Annotated in this window: 15 protein-coding genes; 7 read left to right on the top strand and 8 right to left on the bottom strand. The window is 44.9% G+C overall.

Annotated elements, in window-relative coordinates:
- Positions 1 to 23: 23 nt before the first annotated feature.
- Together H6F66_RS11080 and H6F66_RS11075 are read left to right on the top strand one after the other, a co-directional pair.
- Positions 24 to 626, top strand: a complete 603-nt coding sequence (locus H6F66_RS11080) for a Uma2 family endonuclease (protein WP_190421092.1) — start codon at positions 24 to 26, stop codon at positions 624 to 626.
- Positions 627 to 864: 238 nt separating this feature from the next.
- Positions 865 to 1248 carry a DUF4346 domain-containing protein gene (locus H6F66_RS11075; RefSeq protein WP_190421090.1) on the top strand — a complete coding sequence of 128 codons (384 nt, stop codon included), beginning with the start codon at positions 865 to 867 and terminating at the stop codon, positions 1246 to 1248.
- On the opposite strand, the gene H6F66_RS11070 is transcribed toward H6F66_RS11075, so the two are convergent.
- Entirely contained in the window at positions 1245 to 1949 is a 705-nt protein-coding gene (locus H6F66_RS11070) for a TPM domain-containing protein (protein WP_190421088.1), read from the bottom strand. The two genes, H6F66_RS11075 and H6F66_RS11070, sit on opposite strands and share 4 nt — an antisense overlap.
- A gap of 174 nt (positions 1950 to 2123) precedes the next feature.
- Between H6F66_RS11070 and H6F66_RS11065 the strand changes: the two genes are divergently transcribed.
- Positions 2124 to 2363 (top strand): hypothetical protein, encoded by a 240-nt coding sequence (locus H6F66_RS11065; RefSeq protein WP_190421086.1) that lies wholly within the window; start codon positions 2124 to 2126, stop codon positions 2361 to 2363.
- Between the two features lie 2 nt (positions 2364 to 2365).
- On the opposite strand, the gene H6F66_RS11060 is transcribed toward H6F66_RS11065, so the two are convergent.
- Complete coding sequence (locus H6F66_RS11060; RefSeq protein WP_190421084.1) at positions 2366 to 2515, bottom strand: hypothetical protein; 150 nt, start codon at positions 2513 to 2515, stop codon at positions 2366 to 2368.
- Positions 2516 to 2622: 107 nt separating this feature from the next.
- Here H6F66_RS11060 and H6F66_RS11055 point away from each other — a divergent pair, with 107 nt between their 5' ends.
- The gene (locus H6F66_RS11055; RefSeq protein ID WP_190421082.1) at positions 2623 to 3612 is read left to right on the top strand and encodes a pentapeptide repeat-containing protein; all 990 of its coding nucleotides are present in this window, start codon (positions 2623 to 2625) and stop codon (positions 3610 to 3612) included.
- A 255-nt stretch (positions 3613 to 3867) separates the two neighbouring features.
- On the opposite strand, the gene H6F66_RS11050 is transcribed toward H6F66_RS11055, so the two are convergent.
- From H6F66_RS11050 to H6F66_RS11030, 5 genes are all read right to left on the bottom strand, one after another.
- A complete protein-coding gene (locus tag H6F66_RS11050; protein WP_242018975.1) occupies positions 3868 to 4140 on the bottom strand; it encodes a DUF3140 domain-containing protein in 273 nt (90 codons plus the stop codon).
- Between the two features lie 59 nt (positions 4141 to 4199).
- The gene (locus H6F66_RS11045; protein ID WP_190421080.1) at positions 4200 to 4415 is read right to left on the bottom strand and encodes a DUF2945 domain-containing protein; all 216 of its coding nucleotides are present in this window, start codon (positions 4413 to 4415) and stop codon (positions 4200 to 4202) included.
- Positions 4416 to 4658: 243 nt separating this feature from the next.
- Positions 4659 to 5027: an aspartyl protease gene (locus H6F66_RS11040; protein WP_190421078.1), complete on the bottom strand. Its 369-nt coding sequence runs from the start codon at positions 5025 to 5027 to the stop codon at positions 4659 to 4661.
- Positions 5024 to 5341, bottom strand: a complete 318-nt coding sequence (locus H6F66_RS11035; RefSeq protein ID WP_190421076.1) for a hypothetical protein — start codon at positions 5339 to 5341, stop codon at positions 5024 to 5026. Before H6F66_RS11035 ends, H6F66_RS11040 begins: the two co-directional genes overlap by 4 nt.
- 56 nt (positions 5342 to 5397) lie before the next feature.
- Positions 5398 to 9159: a hydantoinase B/oxoprolinase family protein gene (locus H6F66_RS11030; protein WP_190421074.1), complete on the bottom strand. Its 3762-nt coding sequence runs from the start codon at positions 9157 to 9159 to the stop codon at positions 5398 to 5400.
- 444 nt (positions 9160 to 9603) lie between these two features.
- Here H6F66_RS11030 and H6F66_RS11025 point away from each other — a divergent pair, with 444 nt between their 5' ends.
- The 3 genes from H6F66_RS11025 (at position 9604) to H6F66_RS11015 (ending at position 14781) form a co-directional block, all read left to right on the top strand.
- Positions 9604 to 11313, top strand: coding sequence for a SulP family inorganic anion transporter (locus H6F66_RS11025; protein WP_190421072.1), 1710 nt, complete (start codon positions 9604 to 9606; stop codon positions 11311 to 11313).
- Positions 11314 to 11619: 306 nt separating this feature from the next.
- Positions 11620 to 12549: a ribonuclease D gene (locus H6F66_RS11020; protein WP_190421070.1), complete on the top strand. Its 930-nt coding sequence runs from the start codon at positions 11620 to 11622 to the stop codon at positions 12547 to 12549.
- Between the two features lie 240 nt (positions 12550 to 12789).
- Positions 12790 to 14781: an alpha-amylase family glycosyl hydrolase gene (locus H6F66_RS11015; protein WP_190421068.1), complete on the top strand. Its 1992-nt coding sequence runs from the start codon at positions 12790 to 12792 to the stop codon at positions 14779 to 14781.
- Positions 14782 to 14848: 67 nt separating this feature from the next.
- Here H6F66_RS11015 and H6F66_RS11010 read toward each other — a convergent pair whose 3' ends face one another.
- The gene (locus tag H6F66_RS11010) at positions 14849 to 15688 is read right to left on the bottom strand and encodes a M20/M25/M40 family metallo-hydrolase (protein ID WP_190421066.1); all 840 of its coding nucleotides are present in this window, start codon (positions 15686 to 15688) and stop codon (positions 14849 to 14851) included.
- Positions 15689 to 15697: the final 9 nt, after the last annotated feature.

Genomic DNA, 15697 nt, shown 5'->3' with positions numbered 1-15697 from the left:
GTAGCTGTCATAAGTCAAAAACGATGACACAAGTCAACTTACCCCAAGCCATTGCCGTCAATATCCCACCAACACTAACCCTTACACTCACCCACGAGCAGTTCGTTGAGTTGGCGATCGCTAATCGAGATTTACAATTAGAGCGCACTGCTACAGGAGAGTTAATTCTTATGCCACCAACAGGAGGCGAGACAGGGAACAGAAACCTGGATATGGAGGGGCAACTCTGGTTGTGGAACCGTCAGACTAGACTCGGTAAGGCGTTCAACTCTTCAACTGGCTTTCATCTCCCCAACGGCGCGGATCGTTCTCCTGATGCAGCTTGGGTGCGTCAAGACAGATGGGATGCTCTTAGCCCCGAAGAACGAAAAAGCTTTGTTCCTATTTGTCCTGATTTCGTGCTGGAACTACGCTCTGAAAGTGACAACATCAAACCCCTGCGAACCAAAATGAGGGAATACATGGAAAACGGAGCGCGTTTAGGTTGGTTGATTGACCGAAAAAACACGAAGGTGGAAATTTACAGGCAAGGCCAGGATGTGGAAGTGTTGGATAATCCTGTAACTTTGTCAGGTGAAGATGTTTTACTTGGGTTTGTTGTAGATTTAACTGAAGTTTGGAATTGACAATATTAAGTTGCGTAATTTGTGGATAAACTTTTACCACACATAAAATAATAAGTCAAAACACAGAGTATGAGCAATTAACTAAGTTTGCTGTAGAGCAATAGAAGGATTTAGAGGAATCAGTCGCTAGGCGTTAGCATGAGATGTTAGGTAATAGCCGTTAGACCACAAAAAAAGAGAGAAGGCATTAAACTGAAAATAGGTAGAAAAATAGTGTGTGGATGATGCCTGATTTTGTATGAATCAAACTGATTTAACTTTAGCGGCAATTGATGATAAGCTTTCCAAGCGTTTTATTAACTTAGATCCGGGCGGATATTTTATTATTTACCTGGATCGGGAAGCTGGACAAATTTGTGCCAAACATTTCACCAATATAATTAGCGATCGCGGTTTAGCCGTCGATCCAGAAACAGGGAAACCCATCCCCGTAAGAGGCAAGGTGGAACGTACCCACGCAGCGCTATTTACTGGGAGAACCGCTAAGGAACTTTGCGTCAAAATTTTTGAGGAAACTCAGCCCAGCCCGGTGACAATGCTGGATCATGCAGCTTATCTGGGGCGAGAATTTGTTCGGGCTGAGTTGGCTTTAGTTAATCGGCAGGAGTACGTTCAGGATTAGCCGGAGAAGCCTTGATAGAAGAAGTAAGTTGCCATCGGAATCACGGTAGCGGCAATCAGTAAGCCAATTACCCAAATGGTAGCGTTGTCAGTGTCAGTTTCTTCTGCGGTTTTAAAAGTTCTGGCTACGTTAACCGTATCTGTAACTTGAGGGGGGCCTGGGTCTGGCTCTCCTGAGAGTACAGCAACTAAGCGATCGCTTGCATCCGCTAAAGCTTGATTGTATTTATTGCCTTCCCGCAATGGCACCTGTACAGTTTCAGAAGCAACACTCTGGGCAATCTCATCTGTCAGTACAGACTTTATCTTGTCGCCACTGCGAATCGCAGCATCGTTAGTCAGGCTATCGATAACCAGTAAGGTTTGATTAGCTTGCGCTTCTTCTGTGGGAAACCATTTTTCAAACAGCTGATTAGTGAAACTTTGCACTGTTTCCCCGTAGTCAAGGCGGTGGATAGTCACAAATCTCACCTGATTTCCGGTAGTTTTAGCTAAATCGTCTAGATTTTTGCTAATTGCACCTTCGTTTAGACGGCTGAGGACTTCAGCTTTATCGAGAATCCAAGCGCGATCGCCTGGGGTAAGATTAGGAATTTGATAAACGCCTGTAGCGTTTGCTGGTGCCGCAATCAGCCCCAATACCAAAACCATTAGGGCGATAGGCAGTATCCGCCTGAAGATTTGCCTGAGGAGTTGTCTCATTTGATGAAATTACAAAAATAACGTTTAACAAAAATATTACATAAACGCCTGTAAAACTCACTATAAATTAGTCGGACGTGTTACGTTTAAAAAAACCTTTTGAGCGCTATTGTCTAGTATGAGCGTGGTAGGTTAAGGAAAATATTCTTGTAGTCGCTCTGGATGGTGTCAGTTATGAGTTCGCCAGAAATTTACAAGGGTTGGCTCATCGAAGCAAGACCAGTGTTCTGCGTCCAAGTTTGGAGTGCTGGCGGCGAGTGTATTATACCCGTTCATAACGCTAAGACAGAAGAAGAAGCCCTCTCCTTGGCAAAGCGCTGGATTGATATGCAATCACAACCGGAAAATACTCAGCCGAACCCGTTCGATCCTTTTTCCACTGATAGCGACTACGACGACGATATTCCATTTTGAGCTTAAAGAGCCAAGCGATCGCTGTTGAGAATATTGGCTACGGCATCTGTGCCGTTTGCTACACGCGACGCTAACCATTGATAGAACCTCCACTCAGGATAATGCAAGCGATCGCCTGTTTTCGCCGCAGCTGTAAAGATTTCTTCATGCACCTTAAAGTATTTACATCAAAAAAAGATTAAAAACTTAACGCATTTTTAAAGCTTAATTTGGGAAATCTATAACTAGAGAGTATTGATTAAGCCAATGAGGAAAGAATATGGATGCTGAAGAACTGAAACGGCGTTATGGAGCAGGAGAAAGAGATTTTAGCGGAGAAAATCTCATCGGTGTAAACCTGGAAAAAGCAAACCTGGAAAAAGCAAACTTTTCCGGAGCGTATCTATTAGCTGCAAACCTTAGTAGAGCATTCCTTACAGGAGCAGACTTCAGTGGAGCCTTCCTACAACGAGCCGATTTAAGTTTTGCCAAAGTGAACGAGGCAAAACTAACTGAAGCCGACCTGACAAAAGCTAACCTTAGAGGAGCCACCCTTGTTAAGTCGCTGCTGGTAAGAGCAAAACTGAGCGGTGCCATCCTCACGGCAGTAAACTTACGTTTATCTAACTTATCTGGAGTTAATCTGTGTAGCGCAGATTTGCGCGGAATTAACTTGCGTTCCGCTAACCTGATCGATGCCAACTTGAGTTGGGCAAACTTGAGTGGAGCCAGATTGAGCGGTGCCTTATTGCGAGGCACTATACTCAACGGAGTGCAACTGAAATCTGCGTTTATGAACGGAGTCGATCTCAATGGCGTAGACTTGGATGGTGTTAACCTCAGCGAAACCAAACTGAGTGGAGCCAACCTGAGTGGAGCCAACCTGAGTGCAGCAAATCTATCTTCCGCCCAGTTGCGCGTAACACTCCTGTCTCGCTCAAATTTGCACGCAGCCAATCTAACTGGCGCATCGCTCAATAAAGCCGACCTATGCGAAGCTAACTTGAGTAAGGCAGACTTGACAGGCGCAAACTTAAGCGAAGCAGACTTGACTGGAGCTATCCTGAATATGGCAAGTCTGCAAGAAGCCGATTTATCGAACGCTGCTTTGCGGGGAGCTTACCTGTGGGGAGCTAATCTCAATGTAGCAGAACTGCATGGCGCAGACTTAACAGGAGCCAGCCTGCGCGGAGCATATCTAGAAGCCACAGACTGGTGTAAGGCAACTCTTACTGGCGCAATTCTGCCAGATGGAACCATTCACGAATAGAGACTTTTCCCAAAGACGGCCTAATATATAGCGTTTCTCACTTGGGTGGAATATATCGGGGTTCTGACGTTCGGGCCACCTTGGTAAGGACATGGCAATGCCATGTCCTTACAGATGTATCCCACCCAACCCTTGAATTGCTAATTGCTATAGAAACGCGAAATGAAAGCGTCTCTACAACCGTTGGATTGAGTTTGTTCGCCGTTGACTAAGCGAAGAGAGCGCAGGCGCCAACAGTCGTCGAGGATTCTTCAACTACTTTAATGGATCGTGTCCCCAATTCATCAGCGAGTAGCGCCAGCGCGTATGCTCCACATCCCCTGATGGTTTTTGAGCGCTGTGGCGATGAACGTAACTGATGACTTTCTTCATGTGTGCTAAGTCATCCTCGTTGTAGTCATTCTTCTGCAACAATTCAATGATGCGTTTACCAGACTTGTGACCAGTTGATTCCTCATTACCATCCTTTTGTCCAACAGAGTTAGAATCTTCCGTCTCTAGCCAAGATTCCAGTTCCTTTGCTGTCATATTGACGGCTTATACAAACTCACCAATTACCGTTTTTGTATCTTTACTCATAATTGGCTTTAGTCCTCTATCTTTTCTAAAGCATCGGGCTTGTGAGCAGCTTCTTTTCCAGTTTTGTCGCTCTCAACCAAGTATTCTGGGTTATCTTTTGATGCCGCAACGTGATGTCCTTTAATTTCTATAGGTGAGGTAAGCTTTTTTTTCACTTCGCCTGTGGTTTCACCTTGAGAAGTCTTCCATTTCACCTTGTCGCCTTTCTTAAATTTGTCAGCCAATGTTTTACTCCTGCTTAACATTTCTTTACTTACTCAAGTATATTTGCGGCTGAAAACGAATTAATCAGTCTAGTTGCAGATTAGCAACCTAGAAATTATCCGCCAGAAATACGCCTTATGTGCGTGGCTAGTTGCGTGTTAATTTATTCAATAACCCTAGTTAGCCTAAGAGTTTTCTTTACCACAAAAGTCAAATTTTTTCAAATAGTATATTTTTCTGGTAGCGCGATCGCATTCTCTTTTTTACCCCAGCGTCAACACGCCCGTCGAAAAGTTAACCGATAGTGGCAGCCTTTTTAACCACTGTAAACCTAGTAAAGGTTCGACAATTCCTGCACCTGCCAAAACTGGGATAATGTACTCAACTTCATCTATTACAACTCTTCCCTCATATATATCAAAAAACTCCTCTCCTCGTGCCAGTTGCATAGCTCGTTCACTTTCAACCTTAAACCATCCTAGACTTTGGACATCTTGAGTATCAAGTGCTAACCAGCCTGTTGTAAATCCTGTATCCAATAACACTTCAATGGGTAATCTTTCTCCATCATTTGCAATTAAATCAATTTCAAAAATTAGTTCGCCAATCTCACCGAACTTGTCTGGAATCATATCTTTCCACAAGTCCCGGTTTCATTAAGACGCATAATTCCAACCATACCAGTAGGGTATTTCTGACGAGCTTTTTGAACAGCTATTTCTTCATCGATATCAACGAAATAATCGCCACTGTTCGGCTCAATAACAATGAACCAGTTGTAATGTTCGTTGATCAATTGAGGACTGACTTGTGCAAAAATTTCTCGATAACGCTGAGAACGAGCGTTTTTTTCGGCTTCGCGTTTGGCTAATTCTTCTGGGGGTATTGTGTATTCTGGGAATAATCTACCTTTACCACGAGGACGAGTTGGTTTTGTTTGAGTCATAGCTTAGCTTCCTTATTAAAAGATAAGTGTGGTTTTTATTATTTACTAATTATACGTTACATATTATTGGCAATTCCATAACCTCCACCTCCGGGGGTTTCAATTACAAATACGTCCCCAGCTTGCATTTCCACAACAGAGGTACTTCCTAACTTTTCTACAGTTCCATCACCGCGTTCAACGCTATTTTTCCCTACTTCTCCCGCTTCACCACCGTGCAAGCCAAAAGGTGAAATAATGCGATGATTTGAGAGAATTCCTGCTGCCATTGCTTCGAGAAAACGCAGACGACGAATAACACCATTACCACCGCGATGATGTCCATTACCACCACTATTAGGACGAATAGTAAAACTTTCTATGAGAACGGGAAAGCGCCATTCTAAAACTTCTGGATCGGTGAGGCGGGAATTTGTCATGTGAGTTTGTACAGCATCCGTACCATTGAAATCTGCGCCAGCACCAGAACCGCCGCAGATTGTTTCATAATATTGATAGCGATCGCTGCCAAAGGTGAAGTTATTCATCGTCCCTTGGGAAGCTGCCAGCACGCCCAGCGCACCGTACAGCGCATCAGTTATAGATTGCGACGTTTCCACATTCCCGGCAACTACAGCAGCAGGATAACGCGGATTCAGCATACAACCTTCGGGAATGATGATTTCTAAAGGTTTGAGACAACCAGCATTTAGAGGAATATCGTCATTTACCAAAGTGCGGAAAACGTATAAAACTGCTGCTTTGCACACTGCTGCTGGGGCATTAAAATTGGTATTTTGCTGTTGAGAAGTGCCAGTAAAATCAATTTTAGCGCTGCGAGTAGATTTGTCGATGGTAATTGCAACTTGAATCGCACTAGCATTATCCAGAGGATAGGTAAAACTGCCATCATTTAGAACCTCAATAACACGACGCACTGATTCTTCAGCATTATCTTGTACAAAGCCCATGTAAGCTTGTACAGTTTCTAAGCTGTAGTGTTCTACCATTTTTTGCAGTTCCTGCACGCCGCGTTTATTTGCCGCAATTTGTGCTTGCAAATCTGCAATATTCTGGGTTATATTCCTTGCGGGATAAGACGTTTGCGAAAGCGCTTCGATTAGTTCTTTTTTCCGAAATATTTCTTCAGCAACTAGCTGGAAGTTATCTAGTAAAATGCCTTCTTCTTCTACACTTGTACTGTTGGGAGGCATGGAACCGGGAGTGATACCGCCAATGTCTGCATGGTGTCCCCGCGAGGCGACGTAGAAGAGGGGAAGAGTGCCAGAATCGGCAAAAACTGGTGTAATAACTGTTACATCTGGCAGGTGAGTGCCGCCGTTGTAGGGGTTGTTGGATGCAAACACATCGCCGGGTTTGAGAGTGTTGCCACGCGCTGCAATAAGGCTTGTAACACTTTCACTCATTGAACCCAGATGCACGGGAATATGTGGGGCATTGGCGACTAGCTGCCCGTGTTGGTCAAAAATAGCACAAGAAAAATCTAAGCGTTCCTTGATGTTAACTGAGGAACTGGTGTTTTGCAGAGTGATGCCCATTTGTTCAGCGATCGCGCGAAACAAATTATTGAAAATCTCCAGCATCACCGGATCTTGCGATTTTAGATTTTGGATCTTCGATTTTGGATTGATATCGGCACAACGCTGCAAGATGAGATGATTGCGATCGCTTAATTCTACTCGCCAACCAGGTTCAATCACATTCGTCCCCGTTGCTTCCATAATGATCGCCGGGCCAGAAATACAGTCTCCCGGTTGTAAATCTTCCCGCTGATACACCGGAGTCGAGTGCCACGCATCAGCAGCATACATTTGCACAGTATCAAGCGGCACAGGTGCATCCTCTGAAGTACGCGAAATCACTGCCTCCTCCAGAACCTGACTCTTACCCACCACCTCAACTGAAACCGACTGAACAATCAGCGCCTTCTCCGGGACAACAAAACCATAACGCTGACGGTGCGCCGCCTCAAACCCCCTCCGCATCGCCCCAACATCCCCAAAATCCACCACCAGAGACGAATCACTTCCCTCATACCGCAAATGCACCCTCCAAAAAACCTCTTCCTTCTCTTCTCCCTCTTCCTTCGCGTCCTTCGCGTCCTTTGCGTCTTCGCGGTTTAACTCCTCCCTCCCCTGTGCCTCCAACTGAGTTAAAACCTGACTCAGCCCCAACTCCTCACTCAGTTTCGCCTCCACCGCCCGTTCCCGAATAGTTCGTACATCAGCCAAACCGATACCATAAGCAGACAAAACCCCAGCATAAGGATGAATAAATACCTGCTTCATCCCCAACGCATCAGCAATCAGACAAGCGTGTTGCCCACCAGCACCACCAAAACAACACAAAGTATATTCCGACACATCGTAACCACGTTGAAGAGAGATTTTTTTAATCGCACTTGCCATCTTTTCGACTGCGATCGCTAAAAATCCAGCCGCAACCGCCTCCGGTGTCCGGTTGTCGCCAATAGACATCGCTAGTTGAGTAAACTTTTGCCGCACCACTTCTGCATCCAACGGCAAATCCCCATTTGGCCCAAACAACTTCGGGAACAACCCAGATTGCAACTTACCCACCATCACATTGCAATCCGTCACCGTCAACGGGCCACCTTTGCAATAACACGCAGGGCCAGGATTCGCGCCAGCTGACTCTGGCCCCACCCGATACCGCGATCCATCGAATTGCAGAATCGAACCACCACCAGCAGCAACCGTGTGAATTGCCATCATCGGCGTTCGCAGACGCACACCAGCAACTTCCGTCTCAAAGGTGCGTTCATATTCGCCTGCATAGTGGGCGACATCGGTGGAAGTACCGCCCATGTCAAAGCTGATAATTTTGTTAAATCCCGCCATTCGGCTTGTTTGCACCGCCCCAACAATTCCCCCAGCAGGGCCAGAGAGAATGCTATCTTTACCTTGAAAAGCTTTAGCATCTGCAAGCCCGCCGTTGGATTGCATAAATTGTAAGGACGGGGAAAGCCCACTACTGTTCGGATCGGGCAAACCTAACCCTCCTCCCCCTTCCCCACTAAGGGAGGGAGACTCGCCCCTCTCCTCATAGGAGGGTTGCGGAGAGGTTAACCCAGATATATTGTTTCCGCCCGTACCACCCAACTGACTTGCAACTCGATCCACATATCGCCGCAGAATGGGCGACAAATAAGCATCAACAACAGTAGTATCGCCGCGACTCACCAACTTCATTAATGGGCTGACTTCGTGAGATACCGATACTTGAGTAAACCCAATTTTTCGCGCCAATGCTGCAACTTGTTTCTCGTGTTCTGGGTAGCGATAACCGTGCATGAAAGCGATCGCGCAAGACCGAATGCCATCATCGTATGCTTGTTGAAGAGATGTTGCATACGTCTCTCCCAGCGGAATTAACTCTTCCCCTTGGGCGCTGTAGCGTTCCTCCACCTCGATTGTTCGCTCATACAACATCTCTGGCAGTACAATGTCACGGGCGAAAATATCGGGACGGTTTTGATAACCAATGCGGAGAGCATCGCCGAAACCTTTGGTGATAATTAGCAGAGTGCGATCGCCTTTGCGTTCCAGCAGCGCATTCGTCGCCACCGTCGTTCCCATCTTTACCACTGCAATCTGTTCCGAGGGAATCGGTGCATCAGCAGCAATACCCAAAATATCCCTAATTCCCTGCACAGGCGCATCAGCATAGCGTTCCGGATTTTCCGACAGCAACTTATGAATCACCAACTGCCCATCGGGACGACGCGCCACAATATCAGTAAACGTACCACCCCGATCGATCCAGAATTGCCAGCGGTTATCAAAGGTGGTATTCATCGCTATTGCTCCTCAAAATAAAAGGATTTCTATAGCAATCCTAAGCGATTTGTAAAATGTTGCTCAGCGGTCATTGAGCAAGAAAATTTTATCGTCCTAACCCTCCATCAAGGGCGAGGCTTTTAATAGTATCCAGTTCCGCTTTGTTAAACAGGGAACAGGGGGGATCGCCACAGGAATAAGAATTGTACTATTAATCGTAATTTTATATATCCCCTTTTAGAGTAATGAATTATTTTTTTGTAACCGTGCCTCTGTTAGTTCGATCATAGATAAAAGTTTGGGCTGGTATTGGAGATAACAATTCTTAATAAATTGCATTTGCTTTTGCAATCATGGTATTTCATATAGATAGCTAAGTATAGAAATAAATAGATCAAATCTATAGTAATCATAGCTTTTTATCTATATAAGTTTGTAGCCACCTTCTAATCTCCATTCTCCATGCAACTCACCAACCGTATCCATTTCAGAAACCTGCGCGGTGACCTCTTTGGCGGACTCACAGCTGCGATTGTCTCCCTACCCCTGGCGCTGGCATTCGGCGTTGCCTCTGGTGCCGGACCTGTCGCCGGACTCTATGGCGCAGTCTGTGTTGGCTTTTTTGCCGCCCTCTTTGGAGGTACTCCAACCCTGATTTCTGAGCCAACTGGCCCCATGACCGTAATCATGACAGCCATCGTGGCGAGTCTTACAGCTGCCAATCCAGAAAACGGCATGGCGATGGCGTTTACGGTTGTGATGCTTGCCGGGTTATTCCAAATTATCTTCGGTATCTTTCGGCTGGGGAAATACATCACGCTCATGCCCTACAGCGTGATTTCCGGCTTTATGTCTGGAATTGGTGTAATCCTAATTATCCTGCAAATTGCCCCATTTCTCGGACAGGCAAGCCCAAAAGGTGGTGTACTCGGTACAATCTCTAACTTGCCCCAGCTTTTAGCAAATATTAATCCTGCTGAGGCGGCTTTGGGAGCGCTGACAGTGGCGATTCTTTTCTTGACACCATCAAAACTGAAGCGCTTCGTTCCACCCCAACTGCTGGCCCTGGTACTAGGCACAGTTGTTTCTCTGATCTTGTTCCAAGGGACTGACATCAGACGGATTGGTGAGATTCCAATGGGTCTGCCGAGCTTAATTCTGCCAACCTTTACCGCGAATCAACTCACGGTGATGCTAGTTGATGGGGTAATGTTGGGGATGCTGGGATGTATTGATACATTGCTCACTGCTGTGATTGCAGACAGCTTAACTCGCACCCAGCACAACTCTGATAAAGAACTGATTGGTCAAGGTATTGGCAACTTGGTTTCTGGACTGGTTGGTGGATTGCCCGGTGCAGGGGCAACAATGGGTACGGTGGTCAATATCCAAACGGGCGCTAGCACGGCAGTTTCAGGACTGACTCGTGCATTGCTGCTACTGGTTGTTGTCCTCTGGGCAGCACCTCTGACGCAGCCGATTCCGATGGCAGTGCTGGCGGGGATTGCGCTCAAGGTGGGAATTGATATTCTCGACTGGAGTTTCCTGAAACGCTCACATCAGGTTTCCGTCAAGGGTTCACTGATTATGTACGGCGTGTTGCTTCTGACTGTGTTTGTTGACTTGATTGTGGCAGTCGGCGTTGGCGTGTTCATTGCTAATATATTGACAATCGAACGTTTGTCAAGTCTGCAATCTCAAGATGTGAAGACGATTACCGATGCAGACGATGCGATTTTGCTCTCGGAAGAAGAGAAGCAGCTGTTTAATCAAGCCGATGGGCGTGTGCTGCTATTTTACTTGAGCGGGCCGATGATCTTTGGTGTGGCGAAAGCGATCGCTCGCGAACACGCAGCTATACAAAACTCTCAAGCCCTGATTCTTGATCTGAGTGATGTTCCCCTGCTGGGTGTGACAGCTTCGCTGGCAATTGAGAATGCTATCAAAGATGCTTGTGACAAAGGTCTTGAGGTGTTCATTGTCGGTGCTACTGAAAAGATCGAGCAACGGCTGGAACGCTTTGGCATTCTGAACCTCATCCCACAAAATCACCTGGTGCGGAATCGTGTTGACGCACTACACCAAGCGGTTGCGTTAGTAAATGCACAACCAGCGATCGCGAGAAATACAGCCCAGGGGGACATTGGTGATATTGGATACCAGCCTGCATAAAGCGGAATCCGCCTGTTAAACTGAAGTTTGTTTTTGACACGCCCTACCTCATAGACGCTATGAGGTAGGGCGATTTATTAGGGCAGCGTTAGTAAGTTTATTAGACTGAATGCCTTTTGAATTCAGCCTTTTTCGGGCGCTAAGGCTAAATTACTGGCTGTTGTACCACTGATTAGGAGTAGAACAGCCAAACTGCGATTAAGATACATATATTTCCCGATTGAATAAATAAGCAATCTGCGTCATTAGACTAGGATTTTGCTTTCATTGGTTTAATCTGACATTTAATATCCACTCCTTCCGGCAATGCCATATATCACCAACCCTAACGATATCAGCTCACAGATTGCAGCATATACTCAGGCGAAAACTCTCTGGGTTGATACAGAAGTTGCTGACTACAACACCAAAAAACCACGACTATCTCTGATTCAGGTATTAGATGAATCCACAGACTTGAGTGGCGATCGCGTCTTTATATTAGATATCTTAGAATACCCGGATATCACCGAAATATTTATTGAAAAAATTATGTTAAATCCGGCAATTGAAAAGGTGTTTCACAATTCCAGCTTTGACCTAAAATTCTTGGGTAAAAATAAAGCTAAAAATGTAATCTGCACTTTAGAAATAGCCAAAAAAATTCCCTACTATCTGCTACCAGTGCCGAATCTGCAACTGAAAACCTTGGCAGAAAACCTATGTTATTTCCCAAATGTGGACAAAACCCAAAGCCAAAGCGATTGGGGACAGCGACCTTTGACAAAAAGCCAGCTACACTATGCAAAAATGGATCCAGTCTATCTGGCTCACGTACATCATCGGCTGTTGCAATTAACTCAGCTAATTAATCCAAATCCAGCTAACGAAGATTTAACAGCACTTGCTCAACGCTATCGAGAAATTGAGCATAATTGGAAATCACTGGATACAGAAATCAACCATATTAAAGACCGAATTAAAGCAGCAATGCAGGCACAGAATTTATCAGAAAGCGATTATTTTAAACTCTCCAGCTATGAGAAAACTACTAAAAAAGTTTCTTTTGACGAGTTGGCAAAATTTGCCCAAGAGCGAGGTATCAACTTAGATTTTCCGATAACGGTGACGCAAAATTTACAAAAACAATTAGGATTGACAGATGGCTTGCCCATACAAGAGGAGAAAAGCATTAACTCACGGCTAAATTTCAAAGAAAAAGAACAAGATGAGGCTGATGATGATATTCCGTTTTAGCAGTCATTTTGCCTGCAATAGCCATAAATAGTAGCTTGGGTTAAGCGATCGCGCAACCCAACGCATACCTTAATTGAAAGTTAGGTGAGGTTCCTTCAACCACCCTACAGAGATTACGGGTTGAAGATCGGGCTTGATATGATGGGTAACACCCACCATACTAACTTTTATCCGGAATAGCATAATACTCTCTTGTAAGCAACCTCCGTAACTCACCAAATTCTTAAAGAGGTGTATATTATGCTTCCAGATTTATTAAACCGCAAACAGACTCACTTTTTATTGTGGCGACCCGGAAAAATTGACCCAGCACCAACACTTTACATCGGCAATTTTCAAAAAAATAGTTCAGAGGAATTTTCAAATTTTCAAGAATTTGACCTCATTCAATCGAAAGAATTTCCCGATGTGTGGCAAATACCAGCCGCAGATTGCAATTTAAAAAACGGACAAGTGTACTTTTACTGGTTCAAAGTACGCGATACCGATGCTTATCATGGTAAAAATGAAATTTATTATTGCACCGATCCCACAGCTTACACAGTTGATCGGCGTTTCATTGCTCCGGAGGGATTATCAGGGGAAGGTAGTAAAGACCCAGCCAGTGTAATACTTTATCAGGATGAAATGCTGATTCCGTGCGATCCGGAGGGTCAAACTGCGAATTGGCAAGGGGATACTACAGAAAAGCTGCAACCGAATAATCGGCTAGTTATTTACGAGTTGCCCACACGCTGGACTAAAATTAATTCGGATGGGAAAATTCCTGAAGGAAATGGCACTTTTCGCGATGTACTGGCGCTAGTAGAAAAACAAGCGATCGCGCCTAGTTTTCTTGAAGTTAAAGAACTTCAGCAAGGTCACGCTCATTTAGTTGAATTGGGTGTTAACGCCCTGGAACTTTTACCACCGCAAGATAGCGATGATAAAACAAATTGGGGCTATGGTACAGCTAACTATTTTGCCGCAGATTTTGATTTAGGTTGCCCGGATAGTCAGAATGCACCCACGGCTTCTATCGACTTAGTCGATTTGATCAAAGTTTGTCATCAGTATGGAGTGCGGTTTTTCCTTGATGTTGTGATGGCTTTTTCTCGCAACAATCCTTACCACAACGTCAATTTTCTGGATTTATACATCAAGTTTGGTAGCGGCGATCCAGAACAAGGAAATCGGGATGGATTTGGCGGAGATTTATTTAAGTACAATTATTGGGTGGAAGGCTATCACCCAATTACAGGCAAATTTTCCCGATATGTTCCGGCGCGTGAATACATGAAAGCCCACATTGCCCACTGGATAGATTATTATCGCGTGGATGGTTTACGGCTGGATAGTGTTAATAATGTTAGCAATTATGACTTTTTACAAGAATTCAAAGACTATGCGCGATCGCTTTGGCAAGAACGAGGCGGAAAGGGCGATAAATTTACTGTAATTGGTGAAGAACTAAGCGTACCTCTGGATTTAGTTTATCAAAATCGTCTCGATGGGCTGTGGAACGAAAAGTTTAAGCAGATTATCCGCCGGGTAATTTTAGGAAATAGTGCTTTTGATGAACCCAGCTTTGAATGGAGTGTCCGGAAACTCATTGATTGTAGAAACTTAGGTTTTACAGATGGTTCGCAAGCTGTTAACTATCTAACTTCTCATGATGTGGGAGGATTTGGAAACGAGCGAATTTACAGCTACTTGACTAACAATGGAGTTTTTGACACAGAAAATCGTATTAAATTAGCTTTTGTTTGTCTTCTCACTGCTGTAGGGATTCCGATGATTTTAGCAGGAGATGAATTTGCCGATCAAAATGACTTGTCTACTTCAGATGACCATAAAAAACAAGTTGATCCAGTTAACTACAGCCGCATGGATGATGATTGGCGAAAGCGTATTTTCGGCTACGTTTCCAGATTAGTAAACTTCCGCACTACTTCTGACGCATTAGCAGTAAACGACACGAACTTTATCCATGTTGATTTCAATGAAGGTAAGCGCGTTATTGTTTGGCAGCGAGGAAAAGACGAAAACTTAGTAGTCGTGGTAGCGAATTTTTCTGAATATGGCACGCCCGATCCTAATAATCCTAACGCTAAGTATGTTGTACCAAATTGGCCTGCAACACGCCCTGGCAAGCAGTGGAAAGAAATAACGCAAGAACGCATGGTTTCCGGAGAATGGGCTGGGAAAGAGCCAATTTTTCCGTGGGAAGCTAAAGTTTACGCGCTAGTTTAATAAAACGCAAAGGGAGGCAAAATAGAATTTTTCTGTGCGTCCCTTTGCGTTAAAAATGATTCCCCCTTTACAGACGGCGAATGCCCTCGCTTAAACCGCGACAAACTCCGGTGAGGAAGTCTAAATCGAGGGTGTCGATGCGATCGCTTGTCTGATGGTAGTGGGGATTTCGCATAAAAGCCGTATCCGTCACCATCATCGCCCGATAACCGTTGTCCCAAAAAGGAGCATGGTCACTTAGTCGCGTCTGACGGACAATTAAACCTCTATTCGGAACAGGCAACCACTCAGCTGGCGTGCCAACTTTACGAATGTTACTGCTAAGACGAATCAAGTCAGGAATTGCCGTTAAATTGCCAATTAAAGCAATAAAATCACCCCGATTCGGGTAAAAGCGTTCTAAACCAGCCGGATAGCGTTGCGAACCAGGCGTAGAATCGCAATATCCCAGCATTTCTAAAGACAGCATCAATCGTATTGGTTGCCCTTGCTTCTTCAAATCAGCTGCATATTGCTGACTACCCAATAAGCCGTATTCTTCCATATCAAATGCCACAAATTGCATTGGATATTTTATTGGTTCTGCCGCGAAAATTCTCGCCAATTCCAACAGTGCGGCGACACCAGTAGCATTATCATCTGCGCCAGGAGTTCCAGGTACAGCATCATAATGAGCGCCGATTAAAATCGGTGGTTTTTGATTCTTGGCACTAGCTGGTAAGTTCAGGATTAAATTTTGATGGGTTTTACCCCTTATCTGGAATTCATGGGTTTCTACTGTTCCCCACTGTGCCAAATGTTCGCGGATGTATTGCTGGACATAAAAATGTCCAGAACTTGCCAGATAAGGATCGCGATCGCGGACTATCTGCTTAAGATGTGTATGTAGCTGCTCTTTTAAATCCAATTTCCTATC

This window comes from Trichocoleus sp. FACHB-6, assembly GCF_014695815.1.
GTDB classification, from domain to species: domain Bacteria; phylum Cyanobacteriota; class Cyanobacteriia; order Cyanobacteriales; family FACHB-T130; genus Funiculus; species Funiculus sociatus.
This window is presented reverse-complemented; position numbering and strand designations above follow the sequence as displayed.

Excerpts from the sequence above, each read along its gene's own strand:
- H6F66_RS11075 (WP_190421090.1), top strand. The coding sequence starts at position 865 with ATGAATCAAACTGATTTAACTTTAGCGGCAATTGATGATAAGCTTTCC.
- H6F66_RS11020 (WP_190421070.1), top strand. The coding sequence starts at position 11,620 with ATGCCATATATCACCAACCCTAACGATATCAGCTCACAGATTGCAGCA.
- H6F66_RS11055 (WP_190421082.1), top strand. The coding sequence starts at position 2,623 with ATGGATGCTGAAGAACTGAAACGGCGTTATGGAGCAGGAGAAAGAGAT.
- H6F66_RS11015 (WP_190421068.1), top strand. The coding sequence starts at position 12,790 with ATGCTTCCAGATTTATTAAACCGCAAACAGACTCACTTTTTATTGTGG.
- H6F66_RS11040 (WP_190421078.1), bottom strand. The coding sequence starts at position 5,027 with ATGATTCCAGACAAGTTCGGTGAGATTGGCGAACTAATTTTTGAAATT.
- H6F66_RS11030 (WP_190421074.1), bottom strand. The coding sequence starts at position 9,159 with ATGAATACCACCTTTGATAACCGCTGGCAATTCTGGATCGATCGGGGT.
- H6F66_RS11035 (WP_190421076.1), bottom strand. The coding sequence starts at position 5,341 with ATGACTCAAACAAAACCAACTCGTCCTCGTGGTAAAGGTAGATTATTC.
- H6F66_RS11065 (WP_190421086.1), top strand. The coding sequence starts at position 2,124 with ATGAGTTCGCCAGAAATTTACAAGGGTTGGCTCATCGAAGCAAGACCA.
- H6F66_RS11070 (WP_190421088.1), bottom strand. The coding sequence starts at position 1,949 with ATGAGACAACTCCTCAGGCAAATCTTCAGGCGGATACTGCCTATCGCC.
- H6F66_RS11050 (WP_242018975.1), bottom strand. The coding sequence starts at position 4,140 with ATGACAGCAAAGGAACTGGAATCTTGGCTAGAGACGGAAGATTCTAAC.
- H6F66_RS11080 (WP_190421092.1), top strand. The coding sequence starts at position 24 with ATGACACAAGTCAACTTACCCCAAGCCATTGCCGTCAATATCCCACCA.
- H6F66_RS11025 (WP_190421072.1), top strand. The coding sequence starts at position 9,604 with ATGCAACTCACCAACCGTATCCATTTCAGAAACCTGCGCGGTGACCTC.